General features: G+C 61.7%; 12 protein-coding genes. 1 reads left to right on the top strand and 11 read right to left on the bottom strand.

The window, feature by feature from the left end:
* Window positions 1–120: 120 nt before the first annotated feature.
* The 4 genes from urtD to urtA form a co-directional block, all read right to left on the bottom strand.
* Window positions 121–954, bottom strand: coding sequence for an urea ABC transporter ATP-binding protein UrtD (urtD, locus tag E1K68_RS03720; protein WP_014716710.1), 834 nt, complete (start codon window positions 952–954; stop codon window positions 121–123).
* Window positions 951–2,018, bottom strand: a complete 1,068-nt coding sequence (gene urtC / locus E1K68_RS03725) for an urea ABC transporter permease subunit UrtC (protein ID WP_034134780.1) — start codon at window positions 2,016–2,018, stop codon at window positions 951–953. The genes urtD and urtC overlap by 4 nt, the downstream gene beginning before the upstream one ends.
* Window positions 2,018–3,520, bottom strand: coding sequence for an urea ABC transporter permease subunit UrtB (gene urtB, locus E1K68_RS03730; RefSeq protein WP_212613792.1), 1,503 nt, complete (start codon window positions 3,518–3,520; stop codon window positions 2,018–2,020). The genes urtC and urtB overlap by 1 nt, the downstream gene beginning before the upstream one ends.
* Before the next feature lie 97 nt (window positions 3,521–3,617).
* Window positions 3,618–4,883: an urea ABC transporter substrate-binding protein gene (gene urtA, locus E1K68_RS03735; protein ID WP_003188149.1), complete on the bottom strand. Its 1,266-nt coding sequence runs from the start codon at window positions 4,881–4,883 to the stop codon at window positions 3,618–3,620.
* Between the two features lie 255 nt (window positions 4,884–5,138).
* On the opposite strand from urtA, the gene E1K68_RS03740 reads away from it, so the two are divergent.
* Window positions 5,139–9,695 carry a DUF4329 domain-containing protein gene (locus tag E1K68_RS03740; protein WP_212613793.1) on the top strand — a complete coding sequence of 1,519 codons (4,557 nt, stop codon included), beginning with the start codon at window positions 5,139–5,141 and terminating at the stop codon, window positions 9,693–9,695.
* A gap of 15 nt (window positions 9,696–9,710) precedes the next feature.
* On the opposite strand, the gene E1K68_RS03745 is transcribed toward E1K68_RS03740, so the two are convergent.
* The 7 genes from E1K68_RS03745 to E1K68_RS03775 form a co-directional block, all read right to left on the bottom strand.
* Window positions 9,711–11,093 (bottom strand): PepSY domain-containing protein, encoded by a 1,383-nt coding sequence (locus tag E1K68_RS03745; RefSeq protein ID WP_094774981.1) that lies wholly within the window; start codon window positions 11,091–11,093, stop codon window positions 9,711–9,713.
* 118 nt (window positions 11,094–11,211) lie between these two features.
* A complete protein-coding gene (locus E1K68_RS03750; protein ID WP_192002231.1) occupies window positions 11,212–13,272 on the bottom strand; it encodes a TonB-dependent copper receptor in 2,061 nt (686 codons plus the stop codon).
* Between the two features lie 93 nt (window positions 13,273–13,365).
* Window positions 13,366–13,767, bottom strand: coding sequence for a DUF2946 domain-containing protein (locus E1K68_RS03755; RefSeq protein WP_032900381.1), 402 nt, complete (start codon window positions 13,765–13,767; stop codon window positions 13,366–13,368).
* A 10-nt stretch (window positions 13,768–13,777) separates the two neighbouring features.
* Complete coding sequence (locus tag E1K68_RS03760) at window positions 13,778–14,260, bottom strand: copper chaperone PCu(A)C (protein ID WP_212613794.1); 483 nt, start codon at window positions 14,258–14,260, stop codon at window positions 13,778–13,780.
* Between the two features lie 47 nt (window positions 14,261–14,307).
* Window positions 14,308–14,700: a DUF2946 domain-containing protein gene (locus E1K68_RS03765; RefSeq protein WP_003188156.1), complete on the bottom strand. Its 393-nt coding sequence runs from the start codon at window positions 14,698–14,700 to the stop codon at window positions 14,308–14,310.
* A gap of 328 nt (window positions 14,701–15,028) precedes the next feature.
* On the bottom strand, window positions 15,029–15,511 hold the full coding sequence (locus E1K68_RS03770) for a DUF6392 family protein (protein WP_082628734.1): 483 nt from the start codon (window positions 15,509–15,511) through the stop codon (window positions 15,029–15,031).
* Between the two features lies 1 nt (window position 15,512).
* The coding region (locus E1K68_RS03775; protein WP_212613795.1) for an S-type pyocin domain-containing protein at window positions 15,513–16,471 on the bottom strand (959 nt) is incomplete at its 5' end.

Below are 16,471 nucleotides of genomic sequence, written 5' to 3' on the forward strand. Positions count from 1 at the left end.
ACGCTCTGCGTGGGAATGCATACCGTGACGCTCTGCGTCACCGTTGCGCAGCGGGACGCGGAGCGTCCAGCGTGGCATTCCCACGCGGAGCGTGGGAACGATCAGCCGTTCGTGTCAGCGTTAGCGGCCGAGGTAAACCTCGATCACCCGCTCGTTTTCCTGCACCTGTTCCAGCGACCCTTCGGCCAGCACGCTGCCCTGGTGCAACACGGTCACGTGGTCGGCAATTGAGCCGACAAACCCCATGTCGTGTTCCACCACCATCAACGAGTGCTTGCCGGCCAGGCGCTTGAACAGTTCGGCGGTGAACTCGGTCTCGGCGTCGGTCATGCCTGCTACCGGTTCATCGAGCAGCAACAGTTGCGGGTCTTGCATCAGCAACATGCCGATTTCCAGAAACTGCTTCTGGCCGTGGGACAGCAAACCGGCGGGGCGATGCACCGAGGCGGTGAGGCGAATGGTGTCGAGCACTTCTTCGATGCGGTCCTTCTGCTCACCGTTGAGGCGCGCTCGCAGGCTGGCCCACACCGACTTGTCGGTCTTCTGCGCCAGCTCCAGGTTTTCGAACACGCTCAAGGCTTCGAACACCGTGGGCTTCTGGAACTTGCGCCCGATGCCGGCCTGGGCGATCTGCACTTCGCTCATGCGGGTCAGGTCCAGGGTTTCGCCAAACCAGGCCTTGCCGTGGCTGGGCCGGGTCTTGCCGGTGATCACGTCCATCAGCGTGGTCTTGCCCGCACCGTTGGGGCCGATGATGCAGCGCAACTCGCCGACGCCGATGTACAGGTTCAGGTCGTTGAGGGCCTTGAAACCGTCAAAGCTGACGCTGATATCTTCCAGGGTCAGAATGGTGCCGTGACGGGTGTTGAGCCCTTTGCCCGCGACCTGGCCGATGCCAATCGCATCGCGGCCGCTGCCTGCGTCGAAAATAGGTTCAAGCATGACGTTCCTCATTTCTTCAGCAGGCCGATAACGCCCTTGGGCAGGTACAGGGTGACGATGATGAACAGCGCCCCCAGGAAGAACAGCCAGTACTCGGGGAAGGCCACGGTGAACCAGCTCTTCATGCCATTGACCACACCGGCGCCGAGCAGCGGCCCGATCAAGGTGCCCCGCCCGCCCAGCGCTACCCACACGGCGGCTTCGATGGAGTTGGTCGGTGACATTTCGCTGGGGTTGATGATGCCCACCTGCGGCACATACAGCGCGCCGGCAAGGCCGCACAACACCGCGCTCAATACCCACACGAACAGCTTGAAACCGCGCGGGTCGTAACCGCAGAACATCAGGCGGTTCTCGGCATCGCGCAGGGCGGTGAGCACACGCCCGAACTTGCTCTTCGCCAGGCGCCAGCCGATGTAGAGGCTGGCCACCAGCAACAGCACCGTGGCGATAAACAACACCGCCCGCGTGCCCGGTTCAGTGATGCCAAAACCTAAGATGCTGCGGAAGTTGGTAAAGCCGTTGTTGCCGCCGAACCCGGTCTCGTTGCGAAAGAACAACAGCATCCCGGCGAATGTCAGGGCCTGGGTCATGATCGAGAAATACACACCCTTGATCCGCGAGCGGAAGGCGAAGAAACCGAACACCAAGGCCAGCACACCGGGGGCCAGTACCACCAGGCACAACGCCCACAGGAAATGGTCGGTGCCGGCCCAGTACCAGGGCAATTCGGTCCAGGACAAGAAGGTCATGAACGCAGGCAACTCATCCCCGGACGCCTGGCGCATCAAGTACATGCCCATGGCGTAGCCGCCCAAGGCGAAGAACAAACCGTGGCCCAGGGACAACATCCCGGCGTAACCCCACACCAGGTCCAGCGCCAGGGCGACGATGGCGTAGCAGAGAATCTTGCCCACCAGGGTCAAGGTGTAGGCCGACACATGCAGCGGGTTGTCCGCAGACAATAGCGAACACAGGGGCAACGCCAGCAGCAGGAGCAGGATGACTGCACCTACCGCCATCGTGACTTTGGGGCCGGCCTTTTGCGTGGCCGTAAGCATCAATGGCTGGTTCATCAGTCGATCACCCGTCCTTTCAGTGCGAAGAGTCCTTGCGGGCGTTTCTGGATAAACAGAATGATCAGCGCGAGGATCAGGATCTTGCCGAGCACGGCGCCGATCTGGGGTTCGAGGATCTTGTTGGCGATCCCCAGGCCAAAGGCGGCCATGACACTGCCGGCCAGCTGGCCCACGCCGCCGAGCACCACCACCAGGAACGAGTCGATGATGTAACTCTGGCCCAGGTCCGGGCCGACGTTGCCGATCTGGCTCAGCGCCACGCCGCCCAAACCTGCGATACCGGAACCGAGGCCGAAGGCGAGCATGTCCACACGCCCGGTGGGCACGCCGCAGCAGGCGGCCATGTTGCGGTTCTGGGTGACGGCGCGCACGTTCAGGCCCAGGCGCGTCTTGTTCAGCAGCAGCCAGGTGAGCACCACCACGAACAGCGCGAAGGCAATGATGACGATGCGGTTGTACGGCAGCACCAGGTTGGGCAGCACCTGGATGCCGCCGGACAGCCAGGCCGGGTTAGACACTTCGACGTTCTGCGCGCCGAACACCAGACGCACCAGCTGGATCAGCATCAGACTGATGCCCCAGGTGGCGAGCAGAGTTTCCAGGGGGCGGCCATACAGGTGGCGAATCACCGTACGCTCCAGCGCCATGCCGATGGCCGCAGTGACAAAGAACGCCACCGGCAACGCGATCAATGGGTAGAACTCGATGGCCTGGGGCACATAGCGCTGCATCATCAACTGCACCACATAGGTGGCGTAGGCGCCGAGCATCAGCATCTCGCCGTGGGCCATGTTGATCACGCCGAGCAGGCCGAAGGTGATCGCCAGGCCCAGGGCCGCCAGCAGCAGAATCGAGCCCAGGGACATGCCGCTGAACGCCTGGCCGAGGATTTCACCCATCATCAGTTTGCGTTTGACCTGGGCCAGGCTGGTTTCAGCGGCGGTGTGCACGGCGGCATCGGCTTCCACGCCTGGCGCCAGCAACGCTTCAAGGCGCGTGCGGGCCAGCGGGTCGCCGGTGCTGCCGAGCAAGCGCACGGCCGCCAGGCGCACCACCGGGTCGGGATCGACCAGTTGCAGGTTGGCCAGGGCCAGGCTGAGGGCGCTGTGCACCTGTTCATCCGTCTCGGCGGCGACCTGCTGGTCGAGGAATTTCAGTTGTGCAGGCACCGCGCTTTTTTGCAGGGTGCGCGCTGCGTCCAGGCGCACCTTGGGGTCGGCGGCGAGCAGTTGCAGGCTGGCTTGCACGTTATTGATCAAGCCGCGCAGGCGGTTGTTCAGACGCACGGTCTTGGTTTCGCCGTTGAGCGTGAGTTGGCCTTGCTCAAGGGCATCGACCAACTCAATACGCGCAGGGTCGGGGTTGGCGGCCCAGTCCTGCAGGAGTTTGGCTTGCTGCACCGGGTTGGCGGCAAGGAAGTCTTCGGCGTCGCTGGCGTGTGCGCCCAAGGGCAGCAACAGCAGCAGGGCGAGGATGAGGCGGTGGAGGGCAGTGGGCATATAAAAATGTCCTGGTCATGCGGGGACAGTGTGGGAGCAGGCTGTGTGGGAGCCAGCTCCCACAGTGACCATGTTCCACATTCGAACTGTGGGGGCGTTAGTTGCTCTTCACGGCATAGTCCGGCTTTTTGTCATTGCCCGGAATGTAAGGGCTCCACGGCTGTGCACGAATCGGCGCTTCGGTCTGCCACACCACCGAGAACTGCCCGTCGGCCTGGATCTCACCGATCATCACCGGCTTGTGCAGGTGGTGGTTGGTCTTGTCCATGGTCAGGGTGAAGCCCGACGGCGCGGCGAAGGTCTGGCCGCCCAGGGCTTCACGCACTTTGTCGACATCGGTGGACTTGGCTTTTTCCGCCGCCTGCGCCCACATATGGATGCCCACATAGGTGGCTTCCATTGGGTCGTTGGTCACGGCTTTGTCGGCGCCCGGCAGGTTGTGTTTCTTGGCATAGGCTTTCCAGTCGGCCACGAACTTCTGGTTCACCGGGTTCTCCACCGACTGGAAGTAGTTCCACGCCGCGAGGTTGCCCACCAACGGTTTGGTGTCGATGCCACGCAGTTCTTCTTCACCCACCGAGAACGCCACCACCGGTACCTCGGTGGCTTTCAGGCCCTGGTTGGCCAGTTCTTTGTAGAAGGGCACATTGGAGTCGCCATTGACGGTGGAGACCACAGCCGTCTTGCCACCGGCGGAGAACTTCTTGATGTTGGCGACGATGGTCTGGTAATCGGCGTGGCCGAACGGGGTGTACACCTCTTCGATGTCTTTATCCGCCACGCCTTTGGAATGCAGGAACGAGCGCAGGATCTTGTTGGTGGTGCGCGGGTACACGTAGTCGGTGCCGAGCAGGAAGAAGCGCTTGGCGCTGCCGCCTTCTTCGCTCATCAGGTATTCCACCGCCGGGATCGCCTGCTGGTTCGGCGCCGCACCGGTATAGAACACGTTCGGCGACATCTCTTCGCCTTCGTACTGCACCGGGTAGAACAGCAAGCCGTTGAGTTCTTCAAACACCGGCAACACCGATTTACGCGACACCGAGGTCCAGCAGCCGAACACCACGGCCACCTTGTCCTGGGTCAGCAGTTGCCGGCCTTTCTCGGCGAACAGCGGCCAGTTGGACGCCGGGTCCACCACCACCGGTTCGAGCATCTTGCCGTTCACCCCGCCTTTGGCGTTGATCTCGTCGATGGTCATCAGCGCCATGTCTTTAAGCGAGGTTTCGGAGATCGCCATGGTCCCGGACAACGAGTGCAGGATGCCGACCTTGATGGTCTCGGCGGCCTGGACGGTCCAGGTCAAACCCATGGCAGCAATGGATGCCGACAAAGTGAAAGCCTTGATCAAGCTGCGACGCTTCATGGTGCGATCTCCGTAAACCAATAGTTGTTATGGGGCAGATACACAGCGCTTTGCAAAGGCTGTGCCTGCGACCTGCCGCAACGGTTTTAACGGGGATTCAGGGCCAGGCAGCGGCGGTTATGCACCAGCCTGGCGCTGCAAGAGAGGACGCAGGCGTGACGCGCCTCAAAAAAGGGCGCCGGAGCAATATGCAGCGCAAGCTTGGCGCGCGGGTATCCCACGATGGTCACTTCTTTCGACTATCCAGGTGCTTTCATGGACGATTCTTCTGCGCGTGACAAACGCGCGGCACTGCCTCGCGGCCACGCCAAACTGGGGCAGCTCAGCCCCGCCTTTATCAGCACTGACGATGCCGCGCGTTATATTCACGAGCAAATCGGTAGCCAGCGTGAGGTGGAGTACGCCAGTGTCATTCTGCGGCGCCTGAGCGATAACCTGTACGTTGCCAGCGAACCGCGCGCGGGCAAGCCCACCACGTTCGACTGGAATCTGTTGCTGGACCGCGAACATGCGGCCGGCGAGTTCGTGAACCCCGAGGGCTACCAGATTGTGGCGAGCCTGCACTCTCACCCCAGTTCTCTGGACTTTGTAAAACGTACTTACCCCAAGTGGACGCTGCAGCAGATGCAGGCGTTCATGAGTTTTTATTCCACGCCGGACATTTACTTCAATCACCAGGACCGTGCGCGTTTTACCCAGGCTTATCTCTCGGGGCCAGATGGCGCGCTGTTGCGCTACACACCCAGCAACTCCGCCGCCGAGGCCGGGTTTGTGCACTGGCTGGACACCAATGGGCCATGGTCCTCGCCCCATGCCCATGACGGCACGCTGGAAGGCATCTACAAAAAGCTGGCTGCGGTGGGCCGGTTGACCTTTGTGCAATCCAGCGCTGCCTGGGGCAGTTCGACAGGGGATGTTCCCGCCGACTGGCAACCCTATCAGCCCTTCAGTGCGCCAGCGATGCCATTGCCCTGCGGGCCAGTGTTTACCAGCGCTGAGCAGGCGTTGTCGTATGCCTGGTCGCGCATTCAGCGCGCTCCCACCGCCCGGCAGCGGGTGCTGTTGCTCAAGCATGATCTGCAAGAGTTGTTTGTCGCGGCGCAGCCGGAACTCACCAGTACCGTCAGCGATCAGTTGCCCCTGTTGCCGACAGGGCTTCACCTGCTGGGTATCTACTTTCACTCCCGGCCCTTGCCCGGCCAATACCCTGACCTGGATACCTGGCTGTATAAGAACTTTGTCAGCCCGTTGGAGCTGGCCACGCATATCGCGCAATTTCGGCAGTATGCGCTGGGGGCCCAATCTACCCTGGGCGTGTCGTTGTACATCCGCATGCGCGACGAGGCGATCCTGCGCTATCGGTTTTCAGGCTCGGCGGCGGAGACTGCGTTGTTTACCCGCTCGAGCACGGGGGAAGTGGGTGACAACGGCACGCAGGCGGCCTTGCAAGCCGGTACGTTGTTGACCCGGGCGTTCGTCTTGCGGGTGGCGGCAGCCGGGGAATTGACCGTCGAGAAAACCAGTGCCCTGTGGGACCGTGCCGGCGTGGTCGACGCACAGTGGAAACCCTATTCCCTGGTGGCCCTGCCCAGCTTGAGCCGTGGCTTTCTCAGCGCCGATGATGCGGCCCGTCATGCCCACGAACGCATCGGCGCACGGCGTGATCGCGAGTATGGCGGGACGATCCTGCAACGCGCAGATGGTCGTTATGTGGCGACCGAGCCTGTGGCGACTGGGCCCTGGCCGTTCGCCTTTGCGGGGCTGTACCCGAAGGACCGGCAAGGCGCGCCGATCATTCTGCACGCCGGGTGCCGGTTGCAGGGGCTTTACGGCTCGCGCATCGCCCTGTCACTGGCCGACCCCGCCGAGGCGTTGACGCTCAAGTGGACGCGTCAGGATGCCGAGCTCAACGGGCAGATGTTCCGTGACCAGGACGTACACCCGATTTTGCAGGCCGGGGTAACCGCTTATCTGTCCGGCGCCGAGGACTGCCTGATCGCCTACCAGCCAGGGCACACGACAGCCGAGTGGGTGTTGCATTGGCAAGCCGAAGCCATCAGCGGTATCAGCCAGATAGCCAAGAACCTGGCCAATGGCACGATGAAACCCGCCGATGTGGTGCGCAAACTGGCCGAGGCCGGCACCTTGCGGGTGGTGATCGGCAATGCGTTGTGGGGGCCGAGTGGGTCCATCGAACTGGATTGGGGCCCGTACGTGCGCAGTATTGCCTGGCAGCGTCCCGAGCAGCCGAGCCATGGCGCGCTGTTTGAGAGCGCCGACGCGGCGGCCTTGGATGCGCTCGCTCGAGTACCTTACAACCCGGAGCAACACCGCTATTTTTTCTGTTTTATCCTTAAACACACGTCGCGCAATGACTACGTGGCCAGCGAGTGTGTGCCGATCACCCTGCAATCACCGATGCTGACGCTTGCCAGCCTGTACGCGAGTACCGGCCCTGATACTTATCAGCTGCCCGAGGGGTTTGAGTGTGAGGCGCTTTATTACACCAACCAATGGGCCGGCAATGGTGCCACGGCCTGGCTGGAGCGCTGCTTTATGTTGCCTGCGCACCTGGACATCGCCGTGTCCCAGGCACGTTTGATCACACGCGGGTCCGCTCTGGGCGCGGCGGTCTATATCGCGACACCCCAGGGGGCTTTGCTGTGCTATCGCTCGTCATCGCCCAAGTCCTTGTTTGACTCGCAAAGCGAGGGCGACAGCCTGGAGACGATCGAGGCCAAGTTGAAGGGCGGCACCCTTGAACCGCTGAAGTTTATTCGCAAGGTCGCCGAGGCGGGCGAGCTGCGTGTGGTGATGCAGAGTCCTTGTTGGGACCGCACTGGCGCGGTCAGCAGGTTATGGAACCCGTATGCGAACCTGTCACGCCGTCGCTTGAGCCCGGTCTTTGTGTCGATGGACGACGCTGCCCGCTACGTGCGACGGCGTGTTGCGGTGACGCAATTGCAGGCGTACGGCGGGCTTATCCTGCGTCGCGATGACGGCGGGTTCGTAGCCTCCGAGCCTTTGGTGATTGCCGATGAAGTCTTCGATCTCAAATGGATTTTCCCCGATGAGCTGGTGACGCGGGGGGAGTACCCCATACGTACCACGGTGGTAGCCAGCTATCACTCGAGGCCCGCGTCCCAATGGCCGTTTTTGCTGACGGCGGCCGAAGCCTCTGTGTACAGCAATACGTTTTCCACCCGCTTGCTGGCTCATGCCTTGGAGGCTGGTGAGAAGCGCCTGTATCACTACCTGCTGGGGCCTGACGGTTCGCTGACCTGCCTATGGCCCGAGCCGCGGGGCAAGTACCCGCAAATTACCGAGCAACAACTGGTCACCCACCCCAAAAGCCGTCATGACTGGCTGACCGCGCCACTGGAACGCCAGATACGGGCAGGGGAACTGGCGCCGTCGGAGTACGTCAACCGTATTGCCCGCAGTTTTACCCTGAGTGTGGTGCAGGGCAGTGCGATGTGGGGGGAGCCGGGCGTCGTGTCCGGGTGGAGCGCTTTTGCGACGCCCGCCAAAAGTGACGGCCAGTATGCCCAGGCGCGCCATGAGCCCGCGTACAGCCCGATGTTCATCCAGGCCGACGATGCCGTGCGGCATGTCCACGGGCAGATGGCGCAGCGCTCGCAATTGATGTTCGGGTACGTCCTCAAGTCGATGGATAACGGTGGCTACGTGGCGACGTTGCCGGTGAGTGACGGCGGTTCGAAGCTGGCTCGCCGCCGGGTGTTCAGCAGTGCGGGCTATCCGTATCGCTACGGCTTGGCGGGCATGTATATCTGTGTGCCCGAACAGGCAGATTTTTACCCAGCGGGAGGTGTGCGCACGGGAGATGATGTCTACCGAGGGTTGTTCTCGCCCACCGAACTGCTCGGTGCGTTTCATCAGGTGCAAGCCACGACAGCTCGTTCGGTGCTGCCGATGTATTTTTCTTGTGCTGACGGCGCCTTGCTCAAGTTTGTCGCGCGCGATACGCGGGGTATCTCATACAGCGATGCGGTCAATCTGCGCCTGCGCTTGTTGAGCCCGACAGACTATATCCAACGTGTCGCGGCGGCGGGGGATCTGCGGGTGTTGCAGTCCAGTGCAAGCTGGCTGGGGGCGGGGGTAGTCGGGGCCCACTGGCAGCCGGGCCGCTCGCGTGCGGTCATTCCTGCGGGTGAGCGCCAGCTGGGATTGGGACCGTTGCACGCTCATCGCGATGATGCCGCGTGGTTCTCCCAGGCGTATGTCGGCGGCTACACGGACCAGCAGTACCTGAGTGCTCTGTTGACGGACCCTATGGGCAGCAGCCATCTTCCCGTATTGCCAATGCTGGACGACGGTTTTCCTTCCTCGCACGCTGAAGGTTTGTTTGATAGCCGCGGGTTGCCGGGCAAATACCGGATCACGGCAGCCCATCTGCTGTTCCACGCAGGCCTTGATCAGCCGGCGGATGTGGCGCAGAACGCTTTTCGTACTCACTTCGTGTCGTGGCGCGAGTTGGCGTATTACGTTCACGAGTTGAAGCGAAAGGGCTTGCCGATCGTCACGTTCTATCTGTCTGCACGGGATGGCGCACTACTCGCCTATGCCCCGCACTGGAGCACTGAGGAATACAACCTGCTTGCCACGCCCGACAAATGGTCGGCCCGGACAGGCTATACCGCGCAGGCTCCGACGCCTTCGCACTTCATCTCCGCACTCGCGCGAATCGGCCAGCTTCGCGTGGTGCGCAGCGGGGATTTCTGGACCGTGCGTGGGGTCCTGGGGGCTCAGTTGAAACTGTCGATCAGTCGTCCCCCCAAGGATGAATTGTGAACACCACTGCCTGCGTCAGGCGGAGCCTGAAGTGGGCTCTCTGTGGCCAAGAACACGCGACAGCACCAGGCGATCCAATGCCCACACGGCGATCAAGGAAGCCCCCACCAACGGGAAGATAATCGCCAGCCCGAGCATGATCGCCATCGCGGTTTTCCATTTGGGCAGGTCGTGGCGTAGCGGCGGTACACCCAGCCCACCCTGCGGCCGACGCTTCCACCAGATCACCACGCCGCTGACCGCGCTGAGCAGAATCATCAGGCAGATCACCAGTACGATCAGTTGGTTGACCCAGCCGAACATCTTGCCTTCGTGCAGCATCACACCCGTCTCGGTGGCGCGTGCGACCAGGTTGTAATGATCCCAACGCACATCGGCCAGGACCTTGCCAGTGTACTGGTCCACGTGCAGGGTGGCGTCGTTGCGCGGGTCGTCGGCGAACACCGCGACGGTGAACACACCGGTGGCGGTGGTGGGGAAGGTGATGCTGTAGCCGGGCTCGACCTTGCGCGCGTTGGCCAGGTCGACCACCTGTTGCAGGCGCACCGTGGGTGCGGCCGGGCCTGCGTGCATTGCGCCGTGATTCATGTGTTCGGCGTGGTCGCCTGACATCGGCATCGGCGTGTTTTCCAAGGCCCAGGGCACGGTTTGCTGGGTGGCCGTGTTGAGCACACGGGCCTGCTGGTCGGACTGCGGCACGTTGTTCCACATCGCTGCCGGGAAGGTGTTCCACAGGTCGGCGTATTGCTTGCCCCAGAAACCGGTCCAGGTCATACCGCTGAGCAGCATCACCAGCAGGAACGCCGCGCCCCAGAAACCGGCGACAGCGTGCAGGTCGCGCCAGAACAAGCGGCCACGGCTACCCAGGCGCGGCCACAACACCCCGGCCGAGGACTTGCCCCGCGGCCACCATAGGTACAGGCCGGACACCACCAGCATCACGCCCCAGCCAGCGGCGAGTTCAATCAGGCGGTCGCCGACGGTGCCGATCATCAGCTCGCCGTGCAGGGCACGGGCGATGGCTTGCAGGTTGTTTTTTGCATCCTGCTCACCGAGGACGGTGCCGCGATACGGGTCGATGAACACTGTCACTTCGTGGGCACCGTTGCGCATCACGAATTGCGCGCTGCGAGTGGCGTCGGCAGGGGGCAGGTATTTACTGATCGCGGCGTGAGGGTAGGCGGCCTGGGCGCGCTGCAGTTGCTCGTCGGCGCTCAGCGCATGTTCGGCGGCGGGCACGGTGAGCAGGTGGCCGTACATCAGCGGGTCGAGCTGGGGTTTGAACAGGTAGATGATGCCGGTGAGGGCCAGCAGCACCATGAAGGGGGCGACGAAGAGGCCGGCGTAGAAATGCCAGCGCCAGGCCAGGTTGTAGAAGGAGATCTTTTGCGTGGTCATCGGGTGCTCCGCATAAGGCTTTTGATTTTTCTTGGTCTGTTACATCGTCATCGCAGGCAAGCCAGCTCCCACAGGGGCCTGTAATCCATCTGTGGGAGCTGGCTTGCCTGCGATGCTTTTAGAAGCTCATGTCCACCTTGGTCCAGAGCGTACGCCCCGGCTCCTTGATGGCCTGCGGGTCGTTCGCCGGGTAACCGAAGCCTGCGTTACCGGCCAGGTTCAAGTGCTCGGCATAAGCCTTGCCGAACAAATTGTCGACCCCGGTGCTGACCTTGAAGTTCTTGTTGATGCGGTATGCCGCATTCAACGAGAACACGCCAAAGCCGCCACTTTTGTCGTAGTCCTTGCCAACCACGTTGCCCTTGTTCGAGTCGATGCGGTTTTGTGCAGCAACTAGCCGCCACAAGGCGCCGGCGCTCCAGTCGTCTTCGCTGTAAGTCAGGCCCAGGCGCGTGTCCAGTGGTGGCATTTGTGGCAGGGCCTTGCCGTCGCTGCTGTTCTTGCCCCAGGCATAGGCGAGGCTGGCGTCGGCTTTCCAGTGTTGGCTCAGCTTGTACGCCGCGCCCACTTCGCCGCCCATGATGCGTGCGTCCACATTGCGCGCCTGGGAGGTGGTGCCCATCATGCCGGGCCTGTAGTCGAACAGGATGAAGTCGCGCACCTGGCCGACATAGCCCGAGGCCCAGGCTTCCAGGTCGGCGCTCTTGTACTGGGCGCCGAAGTCGAGCTGGGTGGTTTTCTCCGGTTTCACGCTGTCGAAGGCATTCACCGAGCCGCCCGCGCCGGTGTTGGGGGAAAACAGTTCCCAGTAATCCGGGAAACGTTGCGCGTGGCCCAGGCCGGCATACAGCGTGGTGGGGGTGTCCGCCAGGTCGTGCTCATAACGCACAAAGCCCGAGGGCAATGTATCGGCGCGGGTGTCGCCGGCAGTCGGGTTCGGGCGCGACATCATTCCCGAGCCGGTGCGTTGACGAAAATCCTTCGCCGAGGCGCGGTCCAGGCGTGCGCCGGTGATCAGGCGATCGTTGTCGGCGGCGTACCAGGTCAATTCGCCGAACACGCCGTAGTTGTGGAAATTGGCGTCCTTGTTGCGCGGCAAATCCTTGTAGGTGTCGATGCCCATACTGCTGCGCGCACGGTGTTCATTGGTCTGCGCATCCAGGCCGCTGATCAATTGCACATCCGCCCAGCGCCAGGTCGCCTTGATGCGTGCGCCAAGGGTGCGGCGGTCGACGTTAGACGCCATGGGCCCCGCCATCATGCCGGTGCCCGAAGGGACGCGCAGGCTGTAGTTGTCCATCACATGGTCGGCGTAGTTGTAGTAGACCTGGGCTTCGACCTTATCCAACACCTCGCCGAGATTGGATTTCTCGAAACGCAGCCCCAGGCTTTCGCGCAGGAACTGCGAGCCGTCCATGCCACGCCCGGCGTAGCGCGCCTCGCCGTCGCCACGCCCGGCGGTGAGTTCCAGCAGGGTGTCGGCGTCGGGCGTGAAGCCCACGGCTACGTCACCGTTCCACTTGTCATAGCGCGAGGCGACGGTGTCGTTGTTGCCGTCCTTGTAATCGTCGGCATGGGCCTGGTTGCCGATAACGCGCATGTAGCCCAATGGGCCGCCAGCAGCGGCATCGATGACCTTGTCGAAACGCCCGTTGGAGCCGGCCAATACGCTGGCGTTGACCCGCGTGCCCAACTCGCCGAACTGCTCCGGCTCACGCTCGAACAGGATGGTGCCGGCAGACGCGCCTGGGCCCCATAGCACGGTTTGCGGGCCTTTGATTACGGTGAGCTTGTCGTAGGTTTCCGGCGAGATGTACGAGGTGGGGGCATCCATCCGCCCAGGGCACGCGCCGAGCATCATGCCGCCGTTGGTGAGGATATTCAGGCGCGAGCCGAACATGCCGCGCAGCACCGGGTCGCCATTGGTGCCGCCGTTGCGCACCAGGGCGAAGCCGGGGATGGTCTTGAGGTAGTCGCCGCCATCGCTGGCGGGCACCGGTTGGCGCGGGTCTTTGGGGTTGGTGACCACGGTCAGCGGTGAGCTGGGGGCGATAGCGGTGATGACCGTGGGGCTCAGCTCATGCTCGCCGGCGTGAGCGTGGGCAGCCAATAGTGCGCCGCATAACGCGGTGAGCAGGGCAGTACTTCCCAAACGGGTGTCAGCAGAAAACCTGGACATGACAAATTCCATCAATCAATCGTAAACAACACGGCCAGCAGCCTACGGCTGTCTGTCTAAAGTCGGCCGGGGTGAAGTAACGCGGTGAAGGGCTTACGAAGCGATGGGCGGCGCACGGCTACGGGCGCCGGGGAAGATGCTCTGCCGGGCATGGCCCAGGCGCGTGGCGGGGGTGAGGGCGTTGGCGGGCGGCGGGGTGCCGAGGGTTACGTAGGAGACGCTGCCGGGCAGGGCCGGGCAACTGAACAGCAGGTCGCAATAGCCGCACTTGGCCCAGAGTGCGTGGTGTTCGGCGGGGGCTTGGGTGTGATGGGGTTCGCCGTGGTCGCTCGGCATCTCCATGGGCATTTCCATGGACATACCGGCGTGATGATCCATCGGCATCGCCTGGGAAATCAGCGGACCGATAAAGATCATCAGCATGGCGAACAGGCTGATCCAACTGCCGCGCTTCACGCGGTAGTGGGGAGACAACCTGGCGCGAGGGGCGCCCATCGAGGTTGGCTTACTGAGCGTGCATATGCTCGTGGCCAGCCATCGGTGGCACTTTCTGCACTGACACTTGCACCTCGACCTTGCCGGCTTTCTCGAAGATGAGGGTCAGCGGGAATTGCTTGCCATCGGCCAGCAGGCTGCGGTCCTTGAGGCCCAGCAACATCACGTGATAGGCCATCGGTGCGAAGGTCAGTTCACCCTTGGCCGGTACGGCCACGTTGGGCACCTGTTGCATCTTCATCAAGTCGCCTTGCATCACATGCTCATGCAGCTCGGCTTTTTCCGCTAGGGGCGTCTCGGCACTGAGCAGGCGATCCGGCGTCTTGCCAGTGTTATGAATCACAAAGTACGCCGCGACGGTGGGCGCATTCGGCGGCAATTCCTGGGACCAGGGATTGCTGACCTCCAAGTCGCCGACCTTGTAGTCCTCGGCATTGGCAGCACTGGACACCGGCAGCAGCAACGCAGCCAGAAGCAGGGAAGATTTGAGCATGGCAGTTCTCCAGAACGGTTCTAAACGCAGTTCACTTGCGAAGAAAATCAGACCGTTGGAGAAGCGCGGGGGTTAAGGCTTGGCCATTGCTGGCGCGGGGTGGGATTGCGCAATAAGCGCGGCGGCAGGCTCTGCACCGCCTCGAAGCGTGTCACATATAACTGCGGCACATGCCCCGGCAACGCCACCAACGGCGCCGAACCCGAGCAACACCAGCAATGCTGCATAGCCGAGTGATCGTCCGGCGGTGCCGGGATTTCCAGCTTGCCCAGGGCAATCGCCTTAAGGCTGGCGCCATTGGACGAACAGAACCCGCCCCACATCAGACGCTTGATCGGGTCATCGGTCTGCTGCATCGCACTGGCCAACGGCATGGCAAACGCATTGAACAGCACTGCAAGGCAGGCGATCCAGGCAATTGCAAAGCGTTGACGGGCCATGGCGGATAATCCGTAGGGTTAAACGATCAGGCGGGTATTTAGCCTGATCGAGGGGGATAAGTAAAAAGGGCGGGTGTGGTTTGGTGTCGCAGTGGTGGGTTTGAGGATAGACGAGAACGGCCGCTTGCCAATTTTGTAGAAGGGACGCAGCGCACCAGGCGACGCTGAACACTGTGGGAGCTGGCTTGCCTGCGATAGCATCACCTCGTTCCAACTGGAAGACCGAGTCGCCTGCATCGCAGGCAAGCCAGCTCCCACCTGCCCAGCCCCCCGCTCAATCGTTTGCGCGTTCATTGATGTGCGCTTGGTAAGAGGGTGGTCAACGCGGTCAATCGCGGCCCATATCAACCAAAGTGAACGCTAAACCACATACGGTTTTATCGGATAAATATTGCACGGCTATCCTTGCGTTTGAGTGGGTTTCCAAGCTGAGTCGATAGGAATCCCATCCACCTGTAGCTCCAATCGGTAACGGTAATTTCACTGGCCCTTTGGACTCGTGTGGCATTCCAAGCGTTTTTCGGATGCTGTCTTGGTTCATTGAGAGGGTGAGGGGTACAGGCAGTTCACCGGAATACTTGGGCTCGCCTTGTGCCAGTGAAATCAGGCAAAAAACGATTCGCTCCAATCTCATGGTTTCGGCCCAAAACCAAAGCTCAACGCCTGGCTCTGGTTTATGAATGAAATGGGAGTTTTGACCGTTTTCAAATAATGGCTTTATTGACCCGGCACGAAGTAAGCCCTCGGCAACAAAATCATCGTAGGTGCGTCCCAAGCGTTTTACCAAGCGATCAATGTTTACTGCTTCCATCCTAGTACCACCCCTGGTTTTCGTTGACCTTATGCATTCGGGTGCGTGCCATCTCGAGATCAGTCTCAGCGAAGCCGTGATCCAGGAGGTATGGCTTGATAGCATCAAAATTGTTGTCTGCCGCCTGACGAAGATCGTCGGCATCTAACGTCTGCTTTTTCTCCGTGTTTCGCCAACCGTAAGTCTCACTAAACTTTTGATGGATGTAAGACGGAATAGCAATGCTCGCAGCATTATTTAACGCTTCCTTGAGCTGCTTCTCTGTAAAGCTTATTGCATAGCGTTCGAGATGACGTCTTATCGCTGCCTGCGAGGGTATGTGATCCACGTGCAACCCGTTGCGCAGTCGTCCACTGAACGCACCGTAAATATCAACTTCCAACGGCCTGACCGCCGGCTTGGCAAACACCAAATACAACGGCGCCACACCCGAATCAGCCGGAAACGAAATGATCGTATCCTGCCAGGTGATGTTTTCTGCATCCCGCCCTGGATAGTGACTGATCGCCGAATCTTGCCCCACCGCAATCGGATGAACAAACATGTTATCCAAGCGTTCCGGTGTTCCGGGATACGGGCTCGGCACGCTGACAACCGGGCCGAGGTTCGGCGTCCATGTGATGCTGATGCCATCCAGCACCGCGACCATCGCGCTGTGATCCTCATTCCACCGGGCTTGCGCAACGGGTACGCGGTCGGCGCCACTGCCAGGTTGGGTATGTAGGCCGTAAGCACGCAGTTCACCGGACTCATCCTGGCGAAACTGAAAACGCACTCGCGTGCTGGCCAAACGCATCCCTTCCAACTGCTCCGGGGTGTACAGCGTTGAGTCACCGATATCCCGTGGCCAGAAGGCCAGCAGCACGAGGTTGAGGGCGGAACCGGCGCCGGCCAACCCTCGTACGGCCCAGGCACCGAGGTCGCTGCCGAGTGTGCCGGCTACCCTGCCGACGGCGCCCG

Origin of the sequence: Pseudomonas sp. B2021, assembly GCF_018135665.1 — a bacterium.
In the GTDB taxonomy this organism is placed as follows: Bacteria; Pseudomonadota; Gammaproteobacteria; order Pseudomonadales; family Pseudomonadaceae; genus Aquipseudomonas; species Aquipseudomonas lactis.